Source organism: Pseudomonas sp. B21-031 (assembly GCF_024748985.1).
Classification (GTDB): domain Bacteria; phylum Pseudomonadota; class Gammaproteobacteria; order Pseudomonadales; family Pseudomonadaceae; genus Aquipseudomonas; species Aquipseudomonas kermanshahensis.
Window position 1 is genome coordinate 1646566 of sequence record NZ_CP087181.1, and the last position, 15663, is coordinate 1662228.

The following is a 15663-nucleotide window of genomic DNA, read 5'->3' on the forward strand; positions in this document are numbered from 1 at the left end:
GTTAGGCCTCTTCGCGGGCTTGCCCCGCGAAGAGGCCGGCACAGGCAACAAACAAATCAGCTCAATGAGCCTCCCCAGCCTTCAACCCTTCCGGCAGCTTGCGCGTCAACAGCACCGCTACCATGCTCACCGCCAAGCCGATGCCGACAAAGTGGAAGGCATCGTTGTACGCCATGATCTGCGCCTGCTGATGGGTAATCTCGCTCAGCTTGCCAAGCGCCGCCGTCTCACTGCCCAGTCGCTCCGCCAGTTGCGCCAGGCGCTCTGCCACCTGTGGGTTGCTGGGCACCACCGATTCGCGGAGGTAGTCGAAGTACACCTTGGTCCGCGCATCCAGCAAGGTGGCAAGCAAGGCAATGCCAATGGCCCCACCCAAGTTGCGCAGGATGTTGAACAGGCTCGATGCCGACCCGGCATCTTGTTGCTGGATATAGGCCGTGGCAATCAACGAAATGGTCACCATGATCATCGGTTGCCCCAGTGCCCGAATGATCTGGATGTGGTTGAACTGCGGCCCCGCAAAGTCCGGGTTAAGCACCCCCGAGCCAAAGCTGGCGGCCCCGAACAGGCAGAAGCCTACAGCGCACAGTATCTTCGGCGAGACCACTTTCATCAGCTGCGGCACCAGCGGAATCAGAAACAGCTGCGGTACCCCCATCCACATGATCACCTCGCCGATCTGCAGGGCGTTGTAGCCCTGGATCTGCGCCAGGTACAGCGGCAACAAGTAGATTGAGCCATACAGCCCGACCCCCATGCCCAGGCTGGCAATACTCGACAAGCCAAAGTTGCGGTTGCCGAGGATGCGCAGGTTGATCAAAGGGTGCGGCTTGGAAAACTGCAGGATGACAAAGGTAATCAGGCTGATCAGGGCGACGGTGCCCAGGCTGACGATCAGGTTTGATTCCAGCCAATCCTTGCGATGGCCTTCCTCAAGAAAGACCTGCAGGCAGCCCAGCCCCAGGCCGAGCGTGACGATGCCGGCATAGTCGGTGCTCTTCAGCAGCTCCCAATGCGCCTCTTTTTTCTCTAGCCCGTACAGCAGCCCAGCGATCATCACCAAGCCTGGCGGGATGTTGATGTAGAAAATGTACTCCCAGCCCCAGTTCTCCGTCAGCCACCCACCCAGGGTCGGGCCGATTGAGGGCGCGAAGGTGGCCGTCATGGCGAACATGGCCATGCCCTTGGCGCGGTGGTGCTCGGGTAGCTTGATCAGGGTCAGCGTGAAGGCCAGGGGGATCAGCGCGCCACCGGTAAAGCCCTGCAGGGCACGGAACATGATCATGCTCTCCAGGTTCCAGGCCATGGAGCAGAGCAGGGACGACAGCAAAAAGCCGGCTGAAACCCACACCGCCAGACGTCGGGCGGACAGCAACTGCACCAGCCAGGCGGTCAGCGGAATCATGATGATTTCCGCCACCAGGTAGGAGGTGGAGATCCACGAGCCTTCTTCCAAGGTCGCGGAAAGTGCGCCCTGGATGTCCTTTAGCGACGAGTTGGTAATCTGGATGTCGAGCACGGCCATGAAGGCGCCGAGCATCACGCTCATCACCGCAATCCAGTCGCGCCGGCTGGGCTCGGCAGTGGGCCGGAGCAACTGATCACCGGCCATTGCGGCCTTCATCCTCGGTGCGGATATCGACAGTGGCGGTGACCGACATGCCGGGGCGGATGCGGCCATGCAGCGGGTTGTCGGCGCTGAAGGTCAGCTTCACCGGGATGCGCTGCACCACCTTGGTGAAGTTGCCGGTGGCGTTGTCCGGTGGCAGCAGGCTGAACTGGGCGCCGGAGGCTGCAAACAGGCTGTTGACCCGGGCTTCGATGGGGGTGTCTGGGTAGCTGTCGAACAGCAATTCGGCGCGCTGCCCTGGTTGCATGTGGCCAATCTGGGTTTCCTTGAAGTTGGCCTGCACCCAGATGTCTTCATCGGGCACGATCGACAGCAGGTAGGCACCGGCCTGTACCACCTGACCGTTGCGTGCGTTGCGTTGGCCGATGGTGCCGCTGATCGGGGCGCGGATCTCGCAGCGGGTCAGGTTCAATTCGGCCTGGGCAAGGTCGGCACGGGCATTGGCGATCTGCGCATCGAGGCGTTTGAGCTCGGCAGTCAGGGCATTGACCTGCTGGCGCTGGCTTTGCAGGTCAGCGCGGGCCTTGTCGACCTGGGAGCTGGCGACGTGGCTTTCTGCCGAAAGGGTGGTCACCCGCTCCTCGGACACGAAGCCAGGCTTGCGCAGGGCTTCTGCACGGTTGAGGTCCAGGCGTGAGCGGTTGAGCGTGGCCTGATTGGCGGCGACCTGGGCCTGGCCTGCAGCGATCAAGCTGCCTTGTTGCGTTAGGCGGCTTTCAGCCTGCACGTGTTCCGCTTCACGGGTTGCCAGGGCGGCTCGCGCGCGCTCGACGGCGAGTTGAAAATCGGCGGCCTCCAGGCGTACCAGCAGTTCGCCTTTGACCACGTGCTGGTTGTCCTGCACCCGTACATCTTCGATACGGGCGCCAAGTTGGCTGGAAATACGGGTGATTTCGCCCTGAACGTAAGCGTTGTCGGTGCTTTCGTAAAAGCGCCCCTTGAAGTACCAGTGGGCCAGGAAGGCGAGGGCGATGGCCGCAACCACGACAAAGAAGATCAGCAGGCGGCGTTTGAGTTGAGCAGGCATGAGGACTATGGTTCCAGAAATGTAAACAAATTTAACAGCGACGGACGGCAGTTCGACAAGTGTCGTTCGCGCCATTGCTGGAGCCGGGTGCCTGCTCCCTGCTAACATCCCGCCTTTGTTTCATCTTTCGTTCGAGACCTTCCATGACCACCGTACGCACGCGTATCGCGCCATCGCCCACGGGCGACCCCCATGTCGGCACCGCCTACATCGCCCTGTTCAATTACTGCTTTGCCAAGCAGCACGGCGGCGAGTTCATCCTGCGCATCGAAGATACCGACCAACTGCGCTCCACCCGCGAGTCGGAACAGCAGATCTTCGACGCCTTGCGCTGGCTTGGCATCGAGTGGAACGAAGGCCCGGACGTCGGTGGCCCGCACGGCCCGTACCGGCAGAGCGAGCGTGGCGAGATCTACGCCAAATACGCCAAGCAACTGGTCGATGCCGGCCACGCGTTCTACTGCTTCTGCACCGCTGAAGAGCTGGAGCAGATGCGCGCCGAGCAAATGGCCCGTGGCGAGACCCCGCGTTACGACGGCCGTGCCCTGTTGCTGAGCGCTGAAGAAGTGCAGCGCCGCCTGGACGCCGGCGAGCCCCACGTGATCCGCATGAAGGTGCCGAGCGAAGGCATCTGCGTGGTGCCAGACATGCTGCGCGGTGACGTCGAAATCCCATGGGACCGCATGGACATGCAGGTGCTGATGAAGAACGACGGCCTGCCGACCTACTTCCTGGCCAACGTGGTCGACGACCACCTGATGGGCATCACCCACGTTCTGCGTGGTGAAGAGTGGCTGCCATCGGCGCCCAAGCTGATCAAGCTGTACGAGTACTTCGGCTGGGAGCAGCCCAAGCTGTGCTACATGCCGCTGCTGCGTAACCCGGACAAGTCCAAGCTGTCCAAGCGCAAGAACCCGACCTCGGTCACCTTCTACGAGCGCATGGGCTTCATGCCCGAGGCGATGCTCAACTACCTTGGCCGCATGGGCTGGTCGATGCCGGACGAGCGCGAGAAGTTCTCCCTGGCCGAAATGGTCGAGCACTTCGACCTGTCGCGCATCTCCCTGGGTGGGCCGATTTTCGACATTGAAAAACTGTCCTGGCTCAATGGCCAGTGGCTGCGCGAGCTGCCGGTCGAACAGTTCGCCGCGCGCTTGCAGAAATGGGCGTTCAACAGTGATTACATGATGAAGATCGCCCCGCATGTTCAAGGCCGGGTCGAGACCTTCAGCCAGGTTGCGCCGCTGGGTGGCTTCTTCTTCGAGGGCGCGCTGAAGCTCGATGCCAAGCTGTTCGAGAGCAAGAAGCTGTCGGCTGATCAGGTGCGCCAGGTCATCCAGTTGATCCTGTGGAAGCTCGAAAGCCTGCGCCAGTGGGAGAAGGACCGCATCACCGGTTGCATCCAGGCCGTGGTCGAGTCGCTGGAGCTGAAACTGCGTGACGCCATGCCGCTGATGTTCGCCGCCATTACCGGCCAGGCCAGCTCGGTGTCGGTGCTCGATGCCATGGAAATCCTCGGCCCGGACCTGACCCGCTACCGCTTGCGCCAGGCTCTGGACTTGCTGGGTGGTGTGTCGAAAAAAGAAAACAAAGAGTGGGAAAAGCTGCTGGCGAACATCGCCTGACACAGCAGCCCGTAGCGATGTAGGCGCAGCCTTGTGCTGCGAAGACGTCGGTACAGACGCCAGCAATGTTGCTAGTGTGTACCGGCCTCTTCGCAGCACAAGGCTGCTCCTGCAAGGGGCAGGGCGGTAAGTGATTGTTATCTGTGAAAAAACTTTTGAATATTTTCAAAAATTCGTTTGACAGCCGTGCAATCCGATCTTAATATGCGCCCCGTCCACAGCGATGAGCGAAACGAAACGCCAGGCACCCAGCCAGCGATTCTGCTCAGAGCGACATAGTGGGGCTATAGCTCAGCTGGGAGAGCGCCTGCATGGCATGCAGGAGGTCAGCGGTTCGATCCCGCTTAGCTCCACCAAATTCCGCTTAGCAGCCACGGCTGATAAGCAAGACCGGGTACAGCAACCGGGTCTTGAAGGTAAGAAGGTTCGTCCCCTTCGTCTAGTGGCCTAGGACACCGCCCTTTCACGGCGGTAACAGGGGTTCGAGTCCCCTAGGGGACGCCAGTTTTACACAAGCGATGTTTCACGATGTCGCTGGGCCGCGAGGCTAAAAATCTGGGGCTATAGCTCAGCTGGGAGAGCGCCTGCATGGCATGCAGGAGGTCAGCGGTTCGATCCCGCTTAGCTCCACCAATTTGCCGCGGTACGTGAAAACGGACCGGCACGAAGGTTACGTCCCCTTCGTCTAGTGGCCTAGGACACCGCCCTTTCACGGCGGTAACAGGGGTTCGAGTCCCCTAGGGGACGCCACTTTTACCCGCGTTTTGCGGGGCTTAAAGAGGCTCATTCGTCTATTGGATGAGCCTTTTGTTTTCGGGGCTATAGCTCAGCTGGGAGAGCGCCTGCATGGCATGCAGGAGGTCAGCGGTTCGATCCCGCTTAGCTCCACCAATTTTGCCGCGGTTTGTGAAAATGAACCGGCACGAAGGTTACGTCCCCTTCGTCTAGTGGCCTAGGACACCGCCCTTTCACGGCGGTAACAGGGGTTCGAGTCCCCTAGGGGACGCCATGTTTACCCGCGTTTTGCGGGACTTTAAAGGCTCATTCGCTTATTGAATGGGCCTTTTGTTTTTCTCCCTTTCCCATTTTTTCGGGCACCGACAGGTGGTCGCTAATTTCGCTTGCCAAAAAATATGATGCTTATAATATTACAAGCATCATATTCGAGGTGGCCATGAACGACAAAAAGAGCAAAACCCGCGAGCGGATTCTCGAAGCTGCGCGCAGCGCCTTGATCCAGCATGGGCCGGCTGAACCGAGCGTCAGCCAGGTCATGGGGGCTGCAGGCCTGACGGTAGGGGGGTTCTATGCCCATTTCGAGAGCAAGGACGAACTCATGCTGGAGGCGTTTCGCCAGTTATTGGGCGAACGGCGGGACTTGCTGGCGCAGGTCGACCCCAGCCTGGATGGCGAGGCGCGCCGGGCGTTGGTGACGGCGTTCTACCTTTCGCGCAAGCACCGCGACGCGCAAGTGCATGCCTGCCCGCTGCCCAACGCCCTGGGCGAAATGCAGCGCCTGCCAGAGGTGTTCCGCGAGGTGCTGGCCGAGCACATCGAGCTGATGACCGCGAAAATGGTCGATCGCCCCGAAGACATCGACAAAGCACTGGCCGACCTGGCGCTGATGGTCGGTGGCCTGGCACTGGCGCGCGCCTTGGGCACTGGCGAGCTTTCTGACCGTGTATTGCGTGCCGCCAAGTCGGCGGTGATCTGAATAACCACAATGCTGGAGCAAGGTGATGACTACCCTGAGCTGGATTCGCGGCATCAATGGCACCCTTGGCCACCTGGCGCCTGAGCATGTGGCCGGCAAGATGCGCCGCGCATTCATGACCCCGCGCACGCTGCCCCCCAGAGCGTGGGAGTTACCGTTACTCGCCAAGGCCGAGCGCATCACCCTGCGCTTCGGGCTGTCGGCGTTGCGTTGGGGCAAGGGGCCGACAGTATTGCTGATGCACGGCTGGGAAGGGCGCCCCACCCAGTTTGCCGCGTTGATCGAGGCCCTGGTCCAGGCCGGGCATACGGTGGTGTCGTTGGAGGGGCCGGCGCACGGTCGCTCTCCAGGCCATCAAGCTCACGTGGTGTTGTTCGCACGGGCACTGCTGGAAGCGGCCGCCGAGTTGCCACCGTTGCGCGCGGTGATAGGCCACTCCATGGGCGGAGCCAGTGTGTTGCTGGCGTTGCAGATGGGGCTGCGCGCGGAGGCGGCAGTAAGTATCGCTGCACCCGCCCGGTTGCTCGGCGTGTTGCGCGGCTTCGCGCATCGCCTGGGGCTGCCGGCGCGCGCACGAGCCGCATTCATTCGCCAAGTGGAGCGCGATGTGGGGATGCAGATCACGCGCCTGGATGTCAGTGGTTACCAGTTGGAACTGCCAGGCTTGGTGGTGCATGCGGCTGACGATGGCCTGGTGGCTGTCGATGAGGCCCATATCATCCATAAGGCCTGGTTCGACAGCCGCTTGCTGCTGCTGGAGGAGGGCGGGCACCAGCGAGTGCTGGCCGACCCACGTCTGGGCGAGGCGGTGCTTGAATTGCTTGCACGGGCCAGCGCGCCGGCCCGGCAAAGGGCCTGAGCATCCGTTACACTGGCTTTCAGTTGTGTTTTTGTTATTAGGAGCGTGCATGAGCTGGGACTTGGCAACACCCTTCATCATCGACCTGCGTGTCGGCAGCGAGGACATCGACGGCCTCGGCCACGCCAACAATGCTACCTATGTCACGTGGCTCGAACGCTGCGCCTGGCGCCACTCTCAGCGCCTTGGCCTGGACCTCGCCGAGTACCGGCGCCTGGACCGGGCCATGGCGGTGGTGCGCCACGAAATCGACTACCTGGCTGCGGGCTATGAAGATGACGAGCTGCAGCTGGCGACCTGGATCATCGAGTGGGACCAGCGCCTGCGCATGACCCGCCGCTTCCAGCTCAAGCGCCCGCGTGATGGCGTGACCCTGCTGCGCGCGCAGACCACTTTCGCCTGTATCGAATTGTCCAGCGGCAAGCCCAAGCGCATGCCTGCAGAGTTCATCGAGGGGTACGGCCAAGCGCTGATCGGTGCCTGAAGGGCTGTGGTTTTTTGTTAGACTGCCGCCTTTTCCCGCCGAGACCCACACATGCAAATTGCCCTGGCCCCCATGGAGGGGCTGGTTGACAACATCCTGCGCGACGTCCTGACCCGAGTGGGTGGCATCGATTGGTGCGTCACCGAGTTCATCCGCGTGTGCGACCGCCTGCTGCCGCCATCCTCGTTCGACAAGCTAGCGCCTGAATTGCGCCAAGGCGCGCGGACTGCGGCCGGGGTGCCGATGCGTGTGCAACTGCTGGGCTCCGACCCGGTCTGCCTGGCCGAGAACGCAGCGTTGGCCTGTGAGCTGGGTGCCCCGGTGATCGACCTGAACTTCGGTTGCCCAGCCAAGACCGTGAACAAGTCACGAGGCGGCGCGGTGCTGCTCAAGGAGCCAGAGCTGCTGCACGCCATCGTCCGCGAAGTGCGCCGTGCGGTGCCGGCGCATATCCCGGTGACGGCGAAGATGCGCCTGGGCTTCGACAGCCCGGATGGCGCGCTGGACTGCGCCACGGCTCTGGCCGAAGGCGGTTCGGCGCATCTGGTGGTGCACGCCCGCACCAAGGTCGAGGGCTACAAGCCGCCGGCTCACTGGGAGTGGGTGGCGCGGGTGCAGGATGTGGTCAAGGTGCCGGTGTTCGCCAATGGCGAAATCTGGACCGTGGACGACTGGCGCCGCTGCCGTGAGGTCAGTGGTGCCGAACACATCATGTTGGGGCGTGGACTGGTGTCGCGGCCCGACCTGGGCATACAGATTGCCGCTGCCCGCGAGGGGCGCGACTACCAGCCGATGAGCTGGGACGATTTGCTGCCGCTGCTGCGCGAGTTCTGGCGCCAGGCCCAGGCCAAGCTGTCGCCGCGCTATGCGCCGGGGCGGATGAAGCAGTGGTTGGCGATGCTGACCCGCAGCTACCCGGAGGCGGTCGTGCTGTTTGCCGAATTGCGTCGCGAAGATGATTGCGCGCGGATCAGCCGGTTGTTGGGGGTTGAGGTGCAGGCATTCGAGGCGTGTGTTGCCTGATCGCGCGGAATCGCCCGATTCACGGTAGGCGCAGCCTTGTGCTGCGAAGAGGCCGGCGACCCCAGTGATTTCTCGCTGCGGGCACTGGCCCCTTCGCAGCACAAGGCTGCTCCTACACCGGTTGTGTTGGAACGTATACCCGCTCAAAAAATTTTCGTGGCCCCTCTTGAAAGCCATTTCACCGACCCTATCTTTTGAGTACGCGATGCCGAACTCGGGTCGCGCAGTGACTTACTTGCTGAATCTCAGGAGTTTATGACCATGACCACCGCTTTCTCTCTCGCTCCACTGTTCCGCCATTCCGTTGGTTTCGACCGTTTCAACGACCTGTTCGAATCCGCGGCACGTAACGAGGCCGGTAGCAGCTACCCGCCCTACAACGTGGAAAAACATGGCGAAGACCACTACCGCATCGTGGTTGCCGCAGCCGGTTTCCAGGAGCAGGACCTCGACCTGCAAGTCGAAAAAGGTGTCCTGACCGTCTCCGGTGGCAAGCGCGACAACGGCGCCGCTGAAGTGACCTACCTGCATCAGGGCATCGCCCAGCGCGCCTTCAAGCTGTCGTTCCGCCTGGCCGACCACATCGAGGTCAAGGCTGCGGGGCTGGCCAATGGCTTGCTCAGCATCGACCTGCTGCGCATCGTGCCTGAAGAAGCCAAGGCCAAACGCATCCCGATCAATGGCGACAAGCCAGCGCTGAACTGAGTGTAAGGCTGTGACAAAAAGGGCACCTTCGGGTGCCCTTTTTTGCTTGCGTGCAGTCAGTAATCCGCAGGCGCTTCCAGCAGCATCTGCCGGAATTCCTGCAACGGCAGCGGCCGGCTGTGCAGGTACCCTTGATACAAATGGCAGCCCAGTTTCTCCAGAAACTCCAGTTGCTCGGTCAGCTCCACCCCTTCGGCAATCACGGCCAGGTCCAGGCTGTGCGCCATGGCGACGATGGCGCGGACGATCTCGGCGTCGTTAGGGTCTATCGGTGCGTCACGCACGAAAGTCTGGTCGATCTTCAATGCATCCACCGGTAAGCGCTTGAGGTAGGTCAGTGACGAATAGCCCGTGCCGAAGTCGTCCATGGCGAAACTCACCCCGTAGCGCTTCAGTTCGCGCATCTTGCTGATGGTGTCTTCCAGGTTCTGGATGACGATGCCTTCGGTGATTTCCAACTTCAGCATCCGCCGTGGCAAGCGGTAGTCGTCCAGGCTGCGCAGCACCCGCCCGACGAAATCGTTCTGGCGGAACTGCCGCGGGCTGATGTTCACGCACAGGCTGAAATCATCGGCGTCGATCAACCCGTCCGAGAGCATGCGCGCGCAGGCGTCGCAGGCCTCGTCGAGGATCCAGCTGCCTACTTCGAGAATCAGGCCGCTTTCTTCCAATACCTGGATGAACTGTGCCGGTGGCTGCTGGCCAAGCTGCGGGTGGTGCCAGCGCAGCAGCACCTCGGCACCGACAATACGGTTGTCGCGGGCATCCACCTGGGGCTGGAAGTGAAGGGCCAGCTCACCCCGGGCGAGCGCCAGGCGCAGGTCGTTTTCCATGCGCAGGCGCTCGCTGGCAGCTTTTTGCATGGTGGTGTGGAACAGCTGGGTGGTATTGCGCCCGGAATCCTTGGCCCGGTACAAGGCGATATCGGCGCGCTTGAGCAGGTCGGCGGGGGTGGTGCCGTGGTCGGGGATCAACGCCACGCCGATGCTGGGGGTTACCTGCAGGCGCTGGCCATCCAGCGACATCGGTTCGGCCAGCAGTTCGCGCAGGGTGTCGGCCAGCTCGCGCACTTTGCTTTCGACCTGTTCGCGGCTGCCTTCCAGGCCGCTGAGCAGCACCACGAATTCATCGCCCCCCAGCCGTGCCACGGTGTCTTCCAGGCGCACGCTGGCCTCCAGGCGCGCGGTGATGATCTTCAGTACCGTATCGCCTACCGGGTGGCCCAAGGAATCGTTGATGTGCTTGAAGTGGTCGAGGTCAAGGAACAACAGCGCGCCACGCAGGTTGTGGCGCTTGAGCAGGGCGATCTGCTGGCTCAGGCGGTCCATGAGCAGGGCGCGGTTGGGCAGGTTGGTCAGCGGGTCGTGGTACGCCAGGTGGCGGATCTGCGCCTGGGCATTTTTCAGTTGGCTGACATCGCGGGCGGTCAGCAGCAGGCAGTCGGTTTCGTTGAGGGTGATCGGTTCCACCGACACTTCGACGGTGAGGATATCGCCGCGCTTGTTACGCCCGAGCATCTCCCGATGGTGCACCCGGCCACGCTCTTTGAGCTCGGCGAGCAGGGCGCTGCGCTGCTTGTCATCGGCCCAGATGCCCAGCTCATACACGCTGCGCCCGACCACCTCGGCCGCGCTGTAGCCGGTGAGTCGGCAGAATCCATCGTTGATTTCCAGGTAGCGGCCGCTGTAGCGCTCGGTGATGGTGATGGCATCAGGGCTGGAGTGAAAGGCCTTGGCGAACTTCTCTTCGCTGGATTTCAGCGCCGCCTCGGCCCGTTGTTGCTGGGTAATGTCGCGCAGGGTGGTGACGCTGCAGGGTCGGTCATCGACGCTGATCAGGCAGCTGGAAATCACGCAGGTCAAGGGCGCGCCGTTGCGGTGGTTGACCACCACCGCCACGTTGCTCAAGGCCTGTTCGCGGATGACCCGCTCGATGCGTTGCGCACGTTCGATGGACTCAGCCCACAGGCCGATTTCCTCGGCGGTGCGGCCGATCACCTGGTCGGCGCTCCAGCCGAAGGTCTGGGTAAAGGCCGGGTTGATCTCGATGAACTGGCCGGTGTCTTGGCGGGTCACGCAGATGGGGTCCGGGCTGACCTGGAACAAGCTGGCGAATTTTTCTTCCGAGGCGCTCAGGCGTTGCTCGCGCTCGACCTGGTCGGTGATGTCCAGCAGGGTGCCGGCCATGCGCAAGGGGTTGCCCTGGTCGTCCCGGTACAGCCGTGCACGGCTTTCGATATAGCGTGACGCGCCGTTCTCCAACTGCACGCGGTAAGTGATCTGATAATTGCCCGCAGGCCCTTCGCGCAGGCTGCGGTAGGCCTGGCGCATGACATTGCGCTCTTCCTCCGGTACGCCCTCGAAAAAGGCATCGAACGATTCGTGGAAGGGGATCGGGTCCAGCCCGTGCAGTTGCGCGGCACGGGCCGAGCCATAGAGCATGCCGCTGGGGATGTGCCAGTCCCAGGTGCCCAGCTGGGCTGAATCCAGGGCCAGGTCGAGGCGTTCCTGGCTGTCCTTGAGGGCCTGCTCGGCACGCTTGCGTTCGGTAGTGTCGACGAAAGTGCTGAGCAAAAACGTCACCCCCTCCAGTTCGATGGCCTGGGTGCAGAGGATGCCGTCGTGCACCTTGTCGTTGCTGGCCCGGAACTGCACTTCCATGATCAGTGGGCCACCGCCGGCGCGGGTGGCATCCAGCAGCTGGGGGCGCTGCTCGGGGTGCACCCACAGGCCCAGCTCCAGGCTGGTCTTGCCGATCACCTGGCTGCCTGGCCAGCCGAACATGTCTTCAAAATGCTGGTTGACCTCGAAGATCATACCGTCATGACGGCGGGTCAGGAGGATGGCATTGGGGCTCAGGTGGAACAGCGTGGCAAAGCGTTTTTCCGAGTTGATCAGCGCTGTTTCGCGCTCGCGCTGGCGGGTTATCTCACGGATGACCCCGATCATCTGCGGTCGGCCGTGGCGGTCGTGGGTCAGGCTGCCGTTGATCTCCAGCCAGTGCAGGCTGCCATCCGGCCAGCGTATGCGGTGGCGCATGGCTTGCTCCACGGGTTCGCCGTTGACCACCGCCTGGAACAGCTGGCGGGTGCGTGCACGGTCTTCTTCGGGCAGCAGGTCGAGGTAATCGATGTCGCTGGGCAGCGGGCGTTGCGGGTCGAAACCGAACAGCGCCTGGGTACCGCGTGACCAGCTGACCCGACCGGTTTCGATGTCCCACAGCCAGGCCCCCAGGCGGGCGCCGTTGAGCGCGGCGAGCAGTTGAGGGGCGTTTTGCCAGGCCTGCTCGGATTCCTGTGGGTCGGCCGCAGGAATGCGCGGCAGGCGCGGAAAGCGGTTTGCTGATTTGGGCATTGGTACCAGACCTTTGGCGTTTGACGCGTCCTTGAGTTGGAAATGCCGAACTGACGACCGGTCAGGCGGACCCTGCATGGCTGTCGAGCAGGGCCATGAAGGCCCTCGCCGCATTCGATAGCGTTCGCTCCGTGTGCAGAATGTAGCCTAGCTGGCGCGACAGCTGTATGCCGGGTAAAGCGATGGGTGCAACCTGATCATCGAGCATGGTGCGCGGCAGCACGCTCCAGGCCAGGCCAATGGAAACCATCATCTTGATGGTTTCCAGGTAGTTGGTGCTCATGGCGATGTTCGGCGTCAGGCCCTGGCTTTCGAACAGGCGCTGGACGATGTGGTGGGTAAAGGTATTGCCACCCGGGAATACCGCCGGGTGGCGCGCCACATCGGCCAGGCTAACCGCGTGGTTGTTGGCCAGCGGGTGTTCCGGGGCTGCCACGAAGTCCAGTGCGTCGTCCCAGACCGGGATCGCCTTGATCAGGTGGTGGGGCTCTGGCGCCAGGGTGATAACGGCAATTTCAGCGCGGCCATGGAGTATCTCGTCGTAGGCAGCTTCTGAATCCATGAACTGAATATCCAACGCCACCGAAGGGTACTGCCGGGTGAAGGCCCGTAAAAGCGGGGGCAAGCGGTGCAAGCCGATATGGTGGCTGGTGGCCAGGGTCAACCGACCACTCACTTCCCCGGTCAAATTGGTCAGCGCACGTCGGGTATCATCAAGCACGTTGAGAATCTGATAGGCCCGTGGCAACAACGCCCGCCCGGCTTCGGTCAAGGTCACTTCACGCCCCAGGCGGTCGAACAGGCGCACGTCCAGTTGCTGCTCGAGCCCGGCGATGCGTTTACTGATAGCCGGCTGTGTCAGGTGCAGACGTTCGCCAGCCCCCGAGAAGCTGCCGGTCTCGGCAATGGCGATAAAAGCGCTGAGGTTGGCCAGATCCATCTTTCAGATTCCTGGTGGTTATGCAAAGCATAAAAATTATGAATTTGAGTTATTCAATCTATCGCCATAGCATCGTCCGTACAAGCCAAGGGGTCTTTGGCATAGAAAGACGCTGATGAGGAACAGTCTGATGGCTGGCAAAACGCTCTACGACAAACTCTGGGAAGCCCATGAGGTCAAGCGCCGTGATGACGGCTCGTCCTTGATCTACATCGACCGCCACATCATCCACGAAGTGACGTCGCCCCAGGCCTTCGAAGGCCTGCGCCTAGCGAACCGCAAGCCATGGCGCATCGATACCAACATCGCCACGCCCGATCACAACGTACCGACCACGCCAGAGCGCAAAGGCGGTATCGACGCCATCGTCGACCAGGTGTCGCGCCTCCAGGTGCAGACCCTTGATGAGAACTGTGACGAGTACGGCATCGTCGAATTCAAGATGAATGACGAGCGTCAGGGCATCGTCCACGTCATCAGCCCAGAACAAGGTGCCACCTTGCCGGGCATGACCGTGGTCTGCGGCGACTCGCACACGTCCACTCACGGCGCTTTCGGTGCCTTGGCTCACGGCATCGGCACCTCCGAGGTCGAGCATGTGCTCGCTACCCAGTGCCTGGTCGCCAAGAAGATGAAGAACATGCTGGTGCGCGTCGAAGGCGAATTGCCTGCAGGCGTCACTGCCAAGGACATCGTCCTCGCCGTCATCGGCAAGATCGGCACCGCGGGTGGCAACGGCCACGCCATGGAATTCGCCGGCAGCGCCATCCGTGGCTTGTCCATGGAAGGCCGCATGACCATCTGCAACATGTCGATCGAAGCCGGTGCCCGCGTGGGCCTGGTGGCGACCGATGCCACCACCGTCGCCTATGTCGAAGGCCGCCCTTATGCACCGAAGGGCGAGCAATGGAAGCAAGCCGTCGAGTCGTGGAAAGACCTCGTCTCCGATGAAGACGCCGTGTTCGACACCGTGGTCGAACTGGACGCCGCGCAAATCAAGCCACAGGTCAGCTGGGGCACGTCGCCCGAGATGGTGTTGGCCGTTGACCAGCGCGTACCGGACCCGGCTGCCGAAGCCGACCTGGTCAAGCGGGGTTCGATCGAGCGTGCCTTGAAGTACATGGGCCTGACCGCCAACCAGGCGATCACCGATATCCAGCTGGACCGCGTGTTCATCGGCTCATGCACCAACTCGCGGATCGAAGACCTGCGCGCCGCGGCCGAAATCGCCAAGGGCCGCAAAGTGGCCGCTACCGTCAAGCAGGCCATCGTCGTCCCAGGCTCGGGCCTGGTGAAGGCGCAAGCCGAGCGTGAAGGCCTGGACAAGATCTTTCTCGAAGCCGGCTTCGAGTGGCGCGAGCCTGGTTGCTCGATGTGCCTGGCGATGAACCCGGATCGCCTGGAAAGCGGCGAGCACTGTGCCTCGACGTCCAACCGCAACTTCGAGGGCCGTCAGGGTGCCGGTGGTCGTACCCACCTGGTCAGCCCGGCCATGGCCGCCGCTGCTGCGGTGACCGGCCACTTCATCGATGTCCGCGAGTTGATCCAAGGGAGCGCAGCATGAAAGCCTTTACCCAGCACACTGGCCTCGTCGCGCCATTGGACCGTGCCAATGTCGACACCGACCAAATCATCCCCAAGCAGTTTCTCAAGTCGATCAAGCGCACCGGCTTCGGCCCCAACCTGTTCGACGAGTGGCGCTATCTGGACGTGGGCCAGCCCTACCAGGACAACAGCAAGCGCCCGTTGAACGAAGAGTTCGTGCTCAACCACGCGCGCTACCAGGGTGCCAGCGTGTTGCTGGCGCGGGAAAACTTCGGTTGCGGTTCGAGCCGCGAGCACGCGCCTTGGGCATTGGACGAGTACGGCTTCCGCAGCGTCATCGCACCGAGCTTTGCCGACATCTTCTTCAACAACAGCTTCAAGAACGGCTTGCTGCCGATCATCCTCAGCGATGAGGAAGTCGACGAGCTGTTCAAGCAGGTCGAAGCCAACCCTGGCTATCAGCTCACCATCGACCTGCAGGCCCAAGCCGTGACCCGTCCTGATGGCAAGGTGCTGCACTTCGAGATCGACGCGTTCCGCAAGCACTGCTTGCTTAACGGCCTCGATGACATCGGCCTGACCCTGCAGGACGGCGATTCGATCAAGGCCTTCGAAGGCAAGCACCGCGCCAGCCAGCCTTGGCTGTTTCGCGATGCCTGATTGATGTAACCGGGTTTGCTAGCTTCATCGCCGGCAAGCGGTTGCCTCAGATCCTGTGCAGGTCGTTTGATCTGTTGGGTATCTGTGGGAGCCGGCTT

The 15663-nt window shown here is 62.1% G+C and carries 12 protein-coding genes and 6 tRNA genes; 14 read left to right on the forward strand and 4 right to left on the reverse strand.

The features are described 5' to 3' along the window. Nucleotides 1–61 precede the first annotated feature (61 nt). Together LOY53_RS07440 and LOY53_RS07445 are read right to left on the reverse strand one after the other, a co-directional pair. On the reverse strand, nt 62–1552 hold the full coding sequence (locus LOY53_RS07440; RefSeq protein ID WP_172961391.1) for an MDR family MFS transporter: 1491 nt from the start codon (nt 1550–1552) through the stop codon (nt 62–64). 49 nt (nt 1553–1601) lie between these two features. Then, nucleotides 1602–2657, reverse strand: a complete 1056-nt coding sequence (locus LOY53_RS07445) for an HlyD family secretion protein (RefSeq protein WP_186682014.1) — start codon at nt 2655–2657, stop codon at nt 1602–1604. A gap of 143 nt (nt 2658–2800) precedes the next feature. Between LOY53_RS07445 and gltX the strand changes: the two genes are divergently transcribed. The 12 genes from gltX to LOY53_RS07505 all read left to right on the forward strand — a co-directional run bounded on the left by gltX (nt 2801) and on the right by LOY53_RS07505 (nt 9067). Next, nucleotides 2801–4282 carry a glutamate--tRNA ligase gene (gltX, locus tag LOY53_RS07450; protein WP_027596096.1) on the forward strand — a complete coding sequence of 494 codons (1482 nt, stop codon included), beginning with the start codon at nt 2801–2803 and terminating at the stop codon, nt 4280–4282. Between the two features lie 280 nt (nt 4283–4562). Beyond that, nucleotides 4563–4638 (forward strand) — tRNA-Ala (locus LOY53_RS07455). A 72-nt stretch (nt 4639–4710) separates the two neighbouring features. Then, a tRNA-Glu gene (locus LOY53_RS07460) sits at nt 4711–4786 on the forward strand. Between the two features lie 53 nt (nt 4787–4839). Further along, nucleotides 4840–4915 (forward strand) — tRNA-Ala (locus LOY53_RS07465). 41 nt (nt 4916–4956) lie between these two features. After that, a tRNA-Glu gene (locus LOY53_RS07470) sits at nt 4957–5032 on the forward strand. Between the two features lie 65 nt (nt 5033–5097). Further along, nucleotides 5098–5173, forward strand: a tRNA-Ala gene (locus tag LOY53_RS07475). A 42-nt stretch (nt 5174–5215) separates the two neighbouring features. After that, a tRNA-Glu gene (locus LOY53_RS07480) sits at nt 5216–5291 on the forward strand. Nucleotides 5292–5456: 165 nt separating this feature from the next. Further along, the gene (locus tag LOY53_RS07485; RefSeq protein WP_027596739.1) at nt 5457–5996 is read left to right on the forward strand and encodes a TetR/AcrR family transcriptional regulator; all 540 of its coding nucleotides are present in this window, start codon (nt 5457–5459) and stop codon (nt 5994–5996) included. Nucleotides 5997–6021: 25 nt separating this feature from the next. Then, nucleotides 6022–6855 carry an alpha/beta hydrolase gene (locus LOY53_RS07490; RefSeq protein WP_099453318.1) on the forward strand — a complete coding sequence of 278 codons (834 nt, stop codon included), beginning with the start codon at nt 6022–6024 and terminating at the stop codon, nt 6853–6855. Nucleotides 6856–6904: 49 nt separating this feature from the next. Beyond that, a complete protein-coding gene (locus LOY53_RS07495) occupies nt 6905–7339 on the forward strand; it encodes a thioesterase family protein (RefSeq protein ID WP_099453319.1) in 435 nt (144 codons plus the stop codon). 51 nt (nt 7340–7390) lie between these two features. After that, a complete protein-coding gene (locus tag LOY53_RS07500) occupies nt 7391–8362 on the forward strand; it encodes a tRNA-dihydrouridine synthase (RefSeq protein ID WP_252827130.1) in 972 nt (323 codons plus the stop codon). 261 nt (nt 8363–8623) lie between these two features. Then, a complete protein-coding gene (locus LOY53_RS07505) occupies nt 8624–9067 on the forward strand; it encodes an Hsp20 family protein (protein WP_099453321.1) in 444 nt (147 codons plus the stop codon). Between the two features lie 56 nt (nt 9068–9123). Here LOY53_RS07505 and LOY53_RS07510 read toward each other — a convergent pair whose 3' ends face one another. Together LOY53_RS07510 and LOY53_RS07515 are read right to left on the reverse strand one after the other, a co-directional pair. After that, the gene (locus LOY53_RS07510; protein ID WP_252827131.1) at nt 9124–12420 is read right to left on the reverse strand and encodes a bifunctional diguanylate cyclase/phosphodiesterase; all 3297 of its coding nucleotides are present in this window, start codon (nt 12418–12420) and stop codon (nt 9124–9126) included. 61 nt (nt 12421–12481) lie between these two features. Continuing rightward, entirely contained in the window at nt 12482–13360 is an 879-nt protein-coding gene (locus tag LOY53_RS07515; protein WP_027596733.1) for a LysR family transcriptional regulator, read from the reverse strand. Between the two features lie 130 nt (nt 13361–13490). On the opposite strand from LOY53_RS07515, the gene leuC reads away from it, so the two are divergent. Both leuC and leuD read left to right on the forward strand, forming a co-directional pair. Beyond that, nucleotides 13491–14924, forward strand: a complete 1434-nt coding sequence (leuC, locus tag LOY53_RS07520; protein ID WP_027596732.1) for a 3-isopropylmalate dehydratase large subunit — start codon at nt 13491–13493, stop codon at nt 14922–14924. Then, nucleotides 14921–15565, forward strand: a complete 645-nt coding sequence (gene leuD / locus LOY53_RS07525; protein ID WP_238216361.1) for a 3-isopropylmalate dehydratase small subunit — start codon at nt 14921–14923, stop codon at nt 15563–15565. Before leuC ends, leuD begins: the two co-directional genes overlap by 4 nt. Nucleotides 15566–15663: the final 98 nt, after the last annotated feature.